Source organism: Domibacillus robiginosus (assembly GCF_000966195.1).
Lineage (GTDB): Bacteria > Bacillota > Bacilli > Bacillales > Domibacillaceae > Domibacillus > Domibacillus robiginosus.
In genome coordinates this window covers 78,264-90,422 of the sequence record NZ_LAHL01000038.1, presented here as the reverse complement: position 1 = coordinate 90,422, position 12,159 = coordinate 78,264, and the positions used below count along the sequence as shown (strand labels likewise).

14 protein-coding genes are annotated in these 12,159 nt (G+C 45.1%); 7 read left to right on the top strand and 7 right to left on the bottom strand.

The genetic code is table 11. The annotated features are described in order from the left end of the window. Nucleotides 1-29: 29 nt before the first annotated feature. The gene (locus VP97_RS24765) at nucleotides 30-161 is read right to left on the bottom strand and encodes a hypothetical protein (protein WP_281175113.1); all 132 of its coding nucleotides are present in this window, start codon (nucleotides 159-161) and stop codon (nucleotides 30-32) included. Nucleotides 162-557: 396 nt separating this feature from the next. Here VP97_RS24765 and VP97_RS16970 point away from each other — a divergent pair, with 396 nt between their 5' ends. Beyond that, complete coding sequence (locus VP97_RS16970) at nucleotides 558-1,127, top strand: chromate transporter (protein WP_050183262.1); 570 nt, start codon at nucleotides 558-560, stop codon at nucleotides 1,125-1,127. Continuing rightward, complete coding sequence (locus VP97_RS16965) at nucleotides 1,124-1,654, top strand: chromate transporter (RefSeq protein ID WP_050183261.1); 531 nt, start codon at nucleotides 1,124-1,126, stop codon at nucleotides 1,652-1,654. Before VP97_RS16970 ends, VP97_RS16965 begins: the two co-directional genes overlap by 4 nt. 621 nt (nucleotides 1,655-2,275) lie before the next feature. Here VP97_RS16965 and VP97_RS16960 read toward each other — a convergent pair. From VP97_RS16960 to VP97_RS16950, 3 genes are all read right to left on the bottom strand, one after another. Beyond that, on the bottom strand, nucleotides 2,276-3,268 hold the full coding sequence (locus tag VP97_RS16960; RefSeq protein ID WP_050183260.1) for a LacI family DNA-binding transcriptional regulator: 993 nt from the start codon (nucleotides 3,266-3,268) through the stop codon (nucleotides 2,276-2,278). Between the two features lie 109 nt (nucleotides 3,269-3,377). After that, nucleotides 3,378-3,752 carry a hypothetical protein gene (locus tag VP97_RS16955; protein WP_050183259.1) on the bottom strand — a complete coding sequence of 125 codons (375 nt, stop codon included), beginning with the start codon at nucleotides 3,750-3,752 and terminating at the stop codon, nucleotides 3,378-3,380. A gap of 20 nt (nucleotides 3,753-3,772) precedes the next feature. Beyond that, the gene (locus tag VP97_RS16950; protein WP_050183258.1) at nucleotides 3,773-4,543 is read right to left on the bottom strand and encodes an alpha/beta hydrolase; all 771 of its coding nucleotides are present in this window, start codon (nucleotides 4,541-4,543) and stop codon (nucleotides 3,773-3,775) included. Between the two features lie 176 nt (nucleotides 4,544-4,719). On the opposite strand from VP97_RS16950, the gene VP97_RS16945 reads away from it, so the two are divergent. Both VP97_RS16945 and VP97_RS16940 read left to right on the top strand, forming a co-directional pair. Continuing rightward, nucleotides 4,720-5,196: a DUF2243 domain-containing protein gene (locus tag VP97_RS16945; RefSeq protein WP_050183257.1), complete on the top strand. Its 477-nt coding sequence runs from the start codon at nucleotides 4,720-4,722 to the stop codon at nucleotides 5,194-5,196. Continuing rightward, a complete protein-coding gene (locus VP97_RS16940; RefSeq protein WP_050183256.1) occupies nucleotides 5,189-5,980 on the top strand; it encodes a cytochrome c oxidase assembly protein in 792 nt (263 codons plus the stop codon). Before VP97_RS16945 ends, VP97_RS16940 begins: the two co-directional genes overlap by 8 nt. Here VP97_RS16940 and VP97_RS16935 read toward each other — a convergent pair. Beyond that, entirely contained in the window at nucleotides 5,972-6,304 is a 333-nt protein-coding gene (locus tag VP97_RS16935) for a YnfA family protein (RefSeq protein ID WP_050183255.1), read from the bottom strand. The two genes, VP97_RS16940 and VP97_RS16935, sit on opposite strands and share 9 nt — an antisense overlap. A gap of 145 nt (nucleotides 6,305-6,449) precedes the next feature. On the opposite strand from VP97_RS16935, the gene VP97_RS16930 reads away from it, so the two are divergent. From VP97_RS16930 to VP97_RS16920, 3 genes are all read left to right on the top strand, one after another. Then, nucleotides 6,450-6,821, top strand: coding sequence for an ArsR/SmtB family transcription factor (locus VP97_RS16930; RefSeq protein WP_050183254.1), 372 nt, complete (start codon nucleotides 6,450-6,452; stop codon nucleotides 6,819-6,821). Beyond that, a complete protein-coding gene (locus VP97_RS16925; RefSeq protein ID WP_050183253.1) occupies nucleotides 6,818-8,941 on the top strand; it encodes a heavy metal translocating P-type ATPase in 2,124 nt (707 codons plus the stop codon). The genes VP97_RS16930 and VP97_RS16925 overlap by 4 nt, the downstream gene beginning before the upstream one ends. Nucleotides 8,942-9,016: 75 nt before the next feature. Next, complete coding sequence (locus VP97_RS16920) at nucleotides 9,017-9,922, top strand: superoxide dismutase (protein WP_245629919.1); 906 nt, start codon at nucleotides 9,017-9,019, stop codon at nucleotides 9,920-9,922. A 101-nt stretch (nucleotides 9,923-10,023) separates the two neighbouring features. Here the strand turns inward: VP97_RS16920 and VP97_RS16915 are convergent, their stop codons facing one another. Together VP97_RS16915 and VP97_RS16910 are read right to left on the bottom strand one after the other, a co-directional pair. After that, nucleotides 10,024-11,040, bottom strand: a complete 1,017-nt coding sequence (locus tag VP97_RS16915) for a FecCD family ABC transporter permease (RefSeq protein ID WP_050183251.1) — start codon at nucleotides 11,038-11,040, stop codon at nucleotides 10,024-10,026. Beyond that, nucleotides 11,037-12,095, bottom strand: a complete 1,059-nt coding sequence (locus VP97_RS16910; protein WP_050183250.1) for a FecCD family ABC transporter permease — start codon at nucleotides 12,093-12,095, stop codon at nucleotides 11,037-11,039. Before VP97_RS16910 ends, VP97_RS16915 begins: the two co-directional genes overlap by 4 nt. Between the last annotated feature and the right edge of the window lie 64 nt (nucleotides 12,096-12,159).

The following is a 12,159-nucleotide window of genomic DNA, read 5'->3' as shown; positions in this document are numbered from 1 at the left end:
CTCTTTATGTATGCTTGATCATCGTTTTCCTATCTGCTTTTATTATCGGTAAATAGGAACATAATCGCTTTAATAATAAGCATCGTTTCTGATAAATAAAATCCGGTCTCCCGTTTTCCTGCAGCATCAGTAAAAACGCTCGTAATGTACGGAGCAAACATCGAAGACAGCCTGCCGCTGAAGTAAAAAAACCGTACACGCTTGAATACATAGAAGGTGGTGTAATATCAGCCATGTACGAACTCAGCACAGGATTAAACGCCAGCTTTCCAAGCATTTTATAAAGAGCAAACTAAGAAAAGCAACAAATGCAGGATGTGTTTTTTCTATGTACAAATCCTTTTCTCTTCATTAATAGACTCATCATAATGAAAAAAGGAATGATTTGTGTAACAGCAATGGAAATTTTACATCTTTTATTCTAAACGTAACTTTTTTATCTTTTTTTATTACGATTCGAATGTTACTATTTAATATAATATACAAATAGTTGTAATTAACTCAGATTTAAATAGTGAATCCATTGCTCACCAGCTTAACAGGGAAGGATGATATAAATGAAACAGCTTGACATCTTTATTGCATTTTTCCGTAGCAGCATGCTTGGCTACGGCGGAGGGCCGACCACGATTCCACTTGTCCAAAAAGAAGTGGTTGAACGGTTTAAGTGGATGGATAATGAAGAATTCGGTGATATCCTGGCGATTGGCAATACACTTCCCGGACCAATTAATACAAAAATGGCCGGCTATATCGGATACCGGATCGGTGGAATTCCCGGAACCATTAACGCTATTTTAGCGACAATTCTGCCGACGATTTTATTAATGATTCTTCTATTAACTACACTGACCGCATTCAAAGATTTAGCCTGGGTACAAGGAATGACCCGAGGCGTACTGCCCGTTGTCGGTGTTATGCTGGCAGTGTTAACAAAGGATTTTCTACAAAGCTCGGTCAAAGGGCTGAAATGGGGAACTGTTGCAATTCATGTGATCATCGGCCTTTTCCTCATTGAGCTTCTTCATATTCACCCCGCCATTTTAATTGCTGCTTTGCTGCTTTTTGCTTTTTTTAAGCCGGTTAAAGAAAAAAAAGCGGATAAGAAGAAAGGACGGCTCGTATGATTTATTTACATATTTTCTGGGTGTTTTTTATGACAAATCTGCTCGGCTACGGTGGTGGCCCCGCTACCATTCCACTTATTCAAAAAGAAGTGGTCGACCGGTATGAATGGATGACTGTCCAGGAATTTAACGAGGCGTTTGCAATGGGAAATGCACTTCCAGGCCCCATCGCTACAAAAATGGGCGGTTATATCGGATTCCAGGAAGGCGGCTGGCTTGGTGCTGTACTCGCAGTGCTTGCGACTGTTTTGCCATCGCTTATTTTAATGATCACCTTAATGGGCATCTTGTATAAAAACCGGACATCTCCACGTGTAAAACGAATGACCGCTTACGTAAAGCCCACTATCGCTGTTTTGTTAGGTGTAATGGCGTTTCAAGCTTTTTTTGATTCATATGTTCAATTCAGCATTATTCATATTTTCATTTTGGCTGCCGGAAGCTATTGGCTGATGGAAAAGAAAAAAATCCATCCTGGCCTCGTCGTTTTGTCTTCACTCATTTATGGTGCAGTTTTTCTTTCCTAGCGTTTGATTTCTATGGAGCAAGCGATTATGAAACACATTACAGCTTGATCCGCGAAGCATATGAGCAGGCTCGCAGCGGGATTTCAGATCATTTTCCGAATAACTTCTTCGTTGAAAATGCCGAAAGAGTGCCACAAACAGCCTTAATCAACATGAGAAGCCTAAAGGAAAAGATCCTTCAGGCTTTTTGCGGTTTGCTTTCAGTTTAGCTTTTCCTTTAAAAAGCAGTACAAACCATCCTCTTTATATAAAAACTCAGTTAGTGTCGTTCCATCTAAGTCCAAAACGATCGCTTTATACACCGTTATATGACCCCAGTATGATCTCTCTTTCTTCTTCATTATGTATGTATTCCTTGAAAGAATGTCCACGATTTTAATTTTGAGCGAAAAAAGCTCAGTTTAAAAAAACTGAGCTTTTTTCTGCTTTTCTACCACTAAAAATAGCTTAATTCTTTATTTAACGCTTATGGTATCGTTCCCAACGTTAATAAAACACCCCCTTTTGTCCTTTTTTCAATAAATTGGAATAAACTATTATTAATAAAATAACCCCTATAAAATCAGCGTTGGTATCGTTCCCATAGCGTTTTTTAAAAAAATGCGAGAAAAAACCCCGCAATTAAGTAGATTTTCGGATAATGATTTCACTCGGCAGCTCGTATGGGTCCATGATGACATCTCCGCTATGAAGACTATCGATTATGAACTGGGCCGCTTTCTGACCCATGCTCTCCATGGGCTGTCGGATGGTAGTCAGTTTCGGGTGGGACCATTCAGCAAAAGGCCGGTCACCAAATCCGATCACAGCCATTTCCTCAGGAATTCGAATTCCCAGTTCATTTGCTTGTTCAAGTATACCGGCCGCAACTTCATCACTTCCAGTAAAAATGCCTGTTGGACGATCTTCCATATCCATCATATGCGTAAGCAGCTGTTTTCCGTCTTCAGCGGTATATCGATCAACAAAGATCCAAGCTGGATTAATGGAAAGCCCCGCTTCAGCCATCGCTTTTTGATACCCCTGGTTGCGCTCTTTATCTTTTCCCCGTTCGGCAAATAGAGCGCCTGTACAATATCCAATTTTATGGTGGCCTGTTTGAATTAAGTGCTGAATACCCAAATAGGTTCCGTTTGATTGATCGAATTTGATAACAGGCACAGATGGCTCCTGAATATATTCATCACACAGTACAATTGGTCCATGCTTCGTAAATGGCTGAATGTCGTTCCAATCGTTTTCCATAGCTGTGATGATCATGCCGTCTGCTTGCTTCGTTTTCAGCAAATTTAAAAAAGAGATCTCTTTTTCCTTGCTTCCGCTGCTCTGGCATATCATTGTTTTGTATCCATTCTCATAAGCCGTTTGCTCAATGGCTGCGGTTAGGGAGGCGAAAAAGGGATCAGTGAAAGATGGAACCAATACTCCGATTGTCATCGTCAGCTGTCCTCTTAGTCTTCTGGCGGCGGGGTTCGGATGATAGTCCAGCTCTTTCATTGCCTGCAGCACGAGTGCACGATTTTCTTCGGATACATAATCTTGATTGTTGATGACACGCGATACCGTCGTTTTCGATAAACCAGCTCGCTTTGCGACATCTAAAATAGTTGCCATCCTGCTACCTTCTTTCTTGGGATCTAATTTCGTACATTGTAGCGCTTATTTAAATTTCAATGCAAGATCACATAAAAAAACAGCTGGATTCATCCAGCTGTTTTCCCCTTCAGGATTCCGGCTCTGCTTCTGTTCGGAGTGCATTGAAAAATTCAAGAATGTACCGGTAGCTATTTCCAAAGTCGCCAAGCATGCCTTCTTTTGAACAATAGACATCAATCGCAGACTGCATAGGCGTAATTTTGTAGATGGTGATCACCATACCGTAGGCACCCTTTTCAAGCATAATTTCTCCTCTGACTACATCCTCATTCAAAAGCGCCCACCCAGCGAATTTACCATTTTGCACAATTTTTTTTATATCGTTAATAAGTGTTTCCCGGCTTTTCCGGTAATAGCGGGTTTTAAGCGAGGATTCTTTCGGATTTTCCTTTGTCTCTTCATGCTTTCTCCAAATTCCCGTGATAACGCGTGCTGTTGACATAGCGTTCCTCCCCCAGACAGTTATTTTTTCAGTGGAAGCCAGTTGATCACATCCTGGATGGTTCGGTCCCAGTACCCCCATTCATGTGATCCTGAATCAAATTGTACCGTTAAATCAAAGGATGTTTTTTCGCATGCTTCCTTAAAGCGAACGTTATCTTCATACAAGAAATCCTCCCTGCCGCAGCATTGGTACAAAGCCGGCTTTAAGGAGGAGTGCTGTGCTGCCTCCAGCAGTGCAAACAGATCATGCTTTGTTCCGGCCACCTGCCCGTCTCCAAAAACAAGTTCAAACAAACGATCACGGCCGCTTTCCTCTACCCGGCTTACAATGTCAACTGCTCCGGATAAACTGGCAGCGGCGATGAACTGTTCCGGTTGTGACAGTGCCCATTTAAGTGCGCCATAGCCGCCCATTGAAAGCCCTGCCACAAAATTGTCTTCGCGTGCGTCTGATAATGGAAAAAAAGAGCGGGCCACCACAGGTAGTTCTTCCGTTAAAAACGTCCAATACCGGCTCCCATACGCCATATCGGTATAAAAACTGTGATGCACCTGCGGCATTACAACAGCCAGCCCATGGGGTGCCACATACCGTTCGATCGATGTCCGGCGTGTCCATGTTGTGTCATCGTCACTTAGTCCATGAAGCAAATAAAGTGTTTGATGCTTGCTGCTCGTTTTTTTACTTTGCATGCCGATTTGTGAGTGGGTTTGCTGTGGAAGAATTACGGTCATTGATGTACTTAACTGTAAAACGTCGGAGTAAAACTGACAGTGAAGAAGCGCCATTAATTTCACCCTTTTTGATTTCTGAATATTTCCATTATATCATTCTCTTTCTTTCTTCCGAAGAGATATGGTTTCTTTTAGGAGAAATAATTTTGTTATAAAAGAATGAACATTCCAGCTTATGGGTACAACAAAACAGATTAGATTCACACATAAATGGTAGAAAGGGGTTTATTATGAACGATCAGTCCAGAAATATACGCGGCTCTTCGAATTTTTCCGCACGCAATCTATGGTCTGGTTTTTTATTCGGCGTAGGTTTCGTTGCTTTTTTCGATGAAGCTGTATTTCACCAGCTGCTTCATTGGCATCATTTTTATGATCAATCTACAACAAGTGCCGGACTCGTTTCCGATGGATTTTTTCATGCATTCAGCTGGTTTGCCACTGTAGGAGGGCTGTTTCTGTTCGCGGATCTCCGGCGCCGTCAGGAACTTGTTCGTAAAAAGTGGCTTGGAGGAATTCTGCTTGGAGCCGGTGTGTTCCAGCTTTATGATGGCGTTATTCAGCACAAGGTGATGCGTCTTCATCAAATCCGCTATGTGGAGAATGTCTGGCTGTATGATCTCGTTTGGAACATAAGCGCTGTTTTAATGATTATTGTAGGAGCAGTGCTTGCTACCCGTGCAAAAAAGGGTGATAGAGATGCATAATGAGCATCACATGCAAATGACCTTATCCGCTTCTCCCTGGCTGGCTGTACCCTTTATCATAGTACTGAGCTTGTACGTCTGGGCTGCTTTTCGTTCGAGACGACGAAAAGCGTGGCCGGCTTCCCGTACGGCTTTATGGATAGCCGGTGTTTTGTGTTCTCTTGCAGCTGTTATGGGACCTGTAGCCCAAAAAGCACATACGGACTTTGTGGCTCACATGACGGTCCATCTGCTTCTCGGTATGCTGGCGCCTCTTTTTCTGGCACTGGCCGCACCCATGACTCTTTTTTTGCGAACGCTCCCTGTGCAGCAGGCTCGATTGCTGTCCCGTTTGCTCCAAAGCCGGCCGCTTCTTTTTATAACAAATCCGGCTGCAGCGCTGGTGTTAAATATTGGTGGACTCTGGCTTCTTTATACAACAAGCTTATATACCCTCATGCAGGAAAATGTGCTTGCTCATGTGTTTGTTCATTTACATGTGTTTCTGGCTGGCTATGTTTTTACTGCCTCGATCCTGTGCATTGATCCGGCACCCTTTCGTAGGCGCTTTCGCTTTCGCGCTGCTGTGCTTTTGCTGGCACTCGCCGGTCACAGCATTTTATCGAAATTTCTTTATGCTCATCCCCCCGCGGGTGTTTCTTCGATACAGGCAGAAGCCGGCAGCATGCTTATGTACTACGGGGGTGACGCAGTTGACCTTGTGCTCGTTATTTTTCTTTGCTCGCAATGGTTTCACGCTGCCCGTCCCAGGAAAGCTGCCCGCCCAACAACCACTTTATCTTAAATGAACGTCAAAGCCGCCTTTTCTGAACAAAGGCGGCCTTAACGTGCTCGTCCTATTGACAAGGCGCCCCAGCCTAATGGCAATGCCCTCGAGACAGATCGCTGCCCCAGCCCAGTCATAATAAATGTGGTGTTTCTGATTCTCTTCCATTCCCACAAAACAAACAGCATATACGCATCCGAATAATGAAAAGGTTTGAAATGTGACAATGGTGCTATAAAGGACAAGAGCCGCACCGCAAGCTGCTCTCCAGACAAATGGCTTTCCTTCTCTCAGCCAGATCCCGCTCAGGCAGCCGACACCGATTTCTGCTAGCCTTGCCAATAAAAATATCATCTAAGTATATAACATAACGTGTTACTTTTTCTTTTATATTCAAATAATCATTTGAATGTCTGATTGACTTTTTTCCAACCCGCGCATACACTAAAAATATACAATCAAACAACTATTTGAATGAGGTGCTGAAATGACCGAAAAAACAAGCGTAAAATTACCAAACGATGCGTGTGAAACCGATTGTTTTAACGGAGAAGTCGTCACTCGAGTCCAGCCGAAGATAAATGACGTTAACGGTGTAGAGCTGCTTTTTAAAGCCCTGTCCGACGCAACCCGCTTAAAAATTGTATACGCACTGACAATCGAAGAAGAGCTGTGCGTTTGTGATGTTGCTCAAATCATTGGTTCTACCACTGCCACCGCCTCTCATCATTTACGCCTGCTCCGCAATATGGGGCTTGCCAAGTATCGGAAAGAAGGAAAAATGGTGTATTACTCTGTTAAAGATGACCACGTTCACCAGCTTGTCAGCATTGCCATGGAACATTCGAGAGAGGAATGAAGAACATGAGTGAAGAAAAGAAGCATGTATATCGTCTTCAAGGATTGTCCTGCGCCAACTGTGCGGCCAAATTTGAAAAAAACATTCGTGATATCCAATCAGTAGAAGATGTTCAGCTGAACTTTGGTGCCTCAAAGGTCGCAATCATTGGCGATGCTTCGGTTGAACAGCTAGAAGCTGCCGGTGCGTTTGACGGAATTAAAGTATATCCCGAGCGCGAGAAAAGAAAGGAAGAGCGGGTTCCTTTCTGGCAAAAGCGTGCAAATAAAAATACGATGGTATCGCTGTTTTTTTTAATTCTCGGTTATATTTCCACTTTTTCCGCTGGCGAAAACAGTCCGGTAACAATTGCGATTTTTGCGCTTTCGATTTTAATCGGCGGCTTTGATTTATTTAAAGTCGGGCTGAAAAATCTTGTTCGCTTTGAATTTGATATGAAAACGCTGATGACTGTGGCAATCATTGGCGCAGCTATCATCGGTGAATGGGGTGAAGGCGCTGTTGTTGTCTTTCTCTTTGCTCTAAGCGAAGCACTAGAAGGCTATTCCATGGATAAAGCCCGCCAGTCTATTCGCTCTCTTATGGATATTGCACCGGATACAGCGCTGATTAAACGAGGCAGCAGTGAATTTGAAGTGGCTGTTGAAGATATTCAAATCGGAGATATTATGATCGTGAAGCCCGGACAAAAGGTTGCCATGGATGGCGAGGTTATTCGCGGCCGTTCATCCATTAACCAGGCGGCGATCACGGGTGAATCCATTCCGGTGTCCAAGGAAGAAGGCGCTGAAGTATTTGCCGGCTCCCTCAATGAAGAAGGGTTTTTAGAAGTGCGCGTCACAAAGCTTTCCGAAGACACAACGATCGCTAAAATTATTCATTTAGTCGAAGAAGCACAGGCTGAACGCGCGCCATCTCAAGCGTTTGTCGACCGCTTTGCCAGATATTACACACCGGCCATTATGGCAATCGCCTTACTGGTCGCCGTACTTCCGCCGCTGTTTATGGGCGGCGGCTGGCAGGAATGGATTTATCGCGGCCTTGCCGTTCTTGTCGTTGGCTGCCCTTGCGCACTTGTCATTTCTACTCCCGTTGCCATTGTAACCGCGATTGGAAACGCGGCAAAAAACGGCGTTTTAATCAAAGGTGGTATTCATCTAGAAGAAACAGGACGCTTAAAAGTAGTGGCATTTGATAAAACCGGCACCTTAACAGAAGGAAAGCCGGATGTGACGGACATTGTCTCCTTTTCTGACCTGAGCGAACAGGAACTTTTATCTGTAGCTGCTTCTCTTGAAACCTTTTCGCAGCACCCTCTTGCTTCGGCTATTTTGCGGAAAGCTTCTTTAGAGAGAGTACCGCTGCTTTCAGCCGATGATTTTCAGTCGCTGACCGGAAAAGGCGCAAAAGCCATCCTGGACGGAATAACTTATTATATCGGCAGCCCGGCTCTTTTTAAAGAGGGAGCGGTTATGACCGAGGAGGTGCATCAAGCCGTTGCATCGCTTCAGGCAGAAGGAAAAACGGTGATGCTTGTTGGAACAGACCAGGAAATAAAAGGCTATGTTGCCGCAGCCGATCAGGTTCGTGAAAGCAGCTTGTCTGTTGTGCAAAAGCTTGCCAGTCTTGGCATTCAAAAAACAGTGATGCTGACAGGGGATAATCGGGCAGCTGCCGCTTCTATCGGCAGACAGCTCGGCGTAACAGATGTACAGGCAGAATTAATGCCGGAGGATAAGCTCGGCGCTATCAAGTCCCTCCGCGCCCGGCACGGACATGTTGCAATGATTGGTGACGGTATCAATGATGCCCCAGCACTCGCCAGCGCTTCAGTTGGTATTGCGATGGGTGGTGCGGGAACAGATACAGCCCTAGAAACAGCGGATGTAGCGCTGATGGCAGATGATTTAGAAAAGCTGCCGTACACGATCGCGCTCAGCCGCAAAACGCTTCAGGTCATCAAACAGAATATTGCCTTTGCCTTCGGCTTAAAACTTCTTGCCCTGTTACTGATCGTGCCGGGATGGCTGACTCTTTGGATGGCTGTATTTGCCGATGTTGGCTCTACTTTGATTGTTGTGCTGAATTCTATGCGCCTTATGAAAGCGAGATACAAATAAATACCCGTTTTTATGTGAACACTGCTCTCCTCCTGCTCATAGGCTGTTAAAAGGCAAATGAAGGAGGTATGGGCAGTGTTTTCACATGAAAAAGCCTACCGGGCAACCCTGTTGAATTGGTGTAAGAACGTAGAGCAGCAATGGAAATTGATTCGTGAAAAAGCAGTGGCAGCCGATAAAAAAGCGTTGGATCAGTGGGAAGCTGCATTCCTTTCTTTAAAAAAAGATGCAGAAAATGAACAATCAGTTGATACACTCTCTTTAAGCAGCCAGGCAGCTGCTTTATACAATCAGCTTCCCGGCTTATTACGGCCGCCGTCATCCGCTAAACAGGAAAACAAGGCCGATGAACGGGCCGTTCCGATCGGCGGGCACCGCCTGCCTCCGCTCCCTTACCCTTATGATGCTTTAGAGCCGGCGATCTCAGCCGAAATTATGAAGCTGCACCATGATAAGCATCATCAAAGTTACGTAGACGGACTGAACAAAGCCGAAAAAGAAATGCAAAAAGCACGCCGGAGCGGTGATTTCAGCCTCATTAAACACTGGGAGCGTGAAGCCGCTTTTCACGGTGCCGGCCATTACCTGCACACCATTTTTTGGTCGGTAATGAGCCCAAAGGGCGGCGGACGACCGACCGGAGAGCTTAACCAGGCGATCACAAACGCTTTTGGCAGTTTTGATGCGTTTAAACGGCACTTTTCAGAAGCGGCTAAAAACGTGGAAGGGGTCGGCTGGGCGATTTTGGTCTGGGCTCCGCGTGCGCGCCGCCTGGAGATTTTAACGGCCGAAAAGCATCAAAACCTCAGTCAATGGGATGTGATTCCGCTGCTTGTTTTAGACGTTTGGGAACACGCCTATTATCTTCAATATCAAAATGAGCGTGCTAAATACGTGGACGCGTGGTGGAACGTCGTAAACTGGAAGGAAGCTGAACAGCGGTTTCATAAAGCGAAGCTTGTCGTCTGGCAGCCAGCTTAAACAATAAATAAAACCAGCTCAGATAGCTTCTGAGCTGGTTTTTAGCTTTCTGTTTCTATGAAGTTAATCGTTAATGTGACACAGTTTTTAGCATTATTGGTTTAGTCCATCTTAATAAGCAAATAAATAAAGTAAGGAGCCCCGAGTGCCGATACAACTAATCCAACCGGCACTTCTGTCGGCATTAAAATGACTCTGCCGATAACATCTGCTGCTAAAAGCAGCAGAGCACCAATCAAAGCGGTTACCGGTAGAAAATGTTCATGCCGCGGGCCTGCCAGCCTCCGGGCTAAATGGGGCGCTACCAATCCTAAAAAGGCAATTCCGCCGCCAACAGCGACGCAGGTGCCTGCAAGTAATACAGACGTGATCAATAGCTTCCTTCTTTCTTTCTCTATCCGAACTCCAAGTGCTTTAGCCAGTTCATCGCCCAAGTAAAGCACGTTCAAATATCTGGATTTGTAAATTGTATAGGGAATAAGAATTAAAATCCATGGGAATACAGCTAAAACATACGCCCAATTCGTTCCCCAAATGCTTCCAGAAAGCCATACAATAGCCTGTGAAAAGTTTTTCGGGTCCATTTTCAATTGAAATACGATAATGAGCGCGGCAAAAGCGGCATTTACACCGATGCCGGATAGGACGAGCCTCGTTGGCGAAACGCCTCCCTTCCAGGCAAAAAGATAAGTACATGCCCCGGCTAAAAGAGCACCCAGCATAGCGAAAAGGGGAAGAACCCAGATCGCTGCACCTGCTGATGCTGCATTTCCCTGGAAATAAAAAATAAAGAGAATCACCGCAAAACCAGCGCCGGCATTGATCCCTAATATGCCCGGGTCTGCTAACTCGTTTCGGGATATCCCTTGTAAAATAGCTCCAGAAATGCCGATGCCTGCACCAATCAATAGCGCAATGACCATTCTAGGCAGACGAAAATCAAATAAAATGACTGCATTTTGCTCGCTTCCGCTTCCAATTAATAAACGAAAAACATCTATTGGAGCTATTTGAATTAAACCCGTATTTAAACTAATAAGAAAGGTCAGAGCCAGGCATAGAAGAAGAACAGCCGCGATTTTGCTTGTCCGCTGAGATCGTTTCTGTGAATACTTCATCGGGTGCCTCCTCCTTCGCGACGTGAAAGATAAAGGAAAAACGGCACACCAACAAGTGCCGTTACAGCTCCTAATGGTGTTTCAAATGGCGGATTGATCATTCTGGCCATAATGTCTGCCATTATTAAAAGGAGACCTCCTAAAACAGCGGAACAGGGGATGATCCATCGATAGTCCACTCCTACTAAGAAACGGGTAATATGCGGAATAACCAGTCCTACAAAGCCGACCACTCCTGCTAATGAAACAGCGGCTCCCGTCAACAATAAAACGACGAGCAGACCAGACACTTTTGCCAGCTTTACTTTTTGCCCCAGACCCTTCGCTACTTCTTCTCCCAGACTGAGTACCGTAATCGATCTTGAAATAAGCATGGCAGCAGCCAGGCCGACGACGGCAATAGGAAGCACGACACGCACGCTTTCCCACCTGATTCCGGCTACCCCGCCCGCATACCAGAAGCTAAGATCCCGCGCCACATCAAAATGCATAGCCAAGGCAGATGATACCGATGTGAGAAGGGCTGTAACGGCAGAGCCAGCCAGTGCAAGTTTAACAGGTGTAAGCCCTCTTTTTGACAAAGCCCCAATACCAAACACAAGAAATGCTCCAAGCCCTGAACCAACGAATGACCAGAATACCAGCTTGTTTGGAGAAGCGTGTGCATCAAAGATAAAGGCAAGAGCCAGCACAAACGAAGAACCAGCTGTAATACCCATAATAGATGGAGAAGCTAGCGGATTTCGGGTCATTCCCTGCATAATGGCTCCGGAAACAGCTAAAAAAGCGCCTGCTGCAGCTGCTGCCACCGCTCTTGGCATTCGAAGTTCATGAATAATTTGATGAGACGCAATGGCTGGATCAAAATGAACAAAACTGTTCCATACGGTACTGACTTGAATATCTGCCGCACCGTATGCGATAGACACTCCTGTCAGCACAACAAGCAAAAACAAACCAGCTGCTAAAATAATTGAAGCGGCGAAGGGTCTGGATTTTTGAACAGCGCCCTCTCTATTATCGATGCCGCTTCGGCGAAATCGATGAAAAACCAAAAAAAATCCCCCTCATACACAGTGAAGAAACACTGACTTAAACAGGAAAGATCGTCTTTGTTCA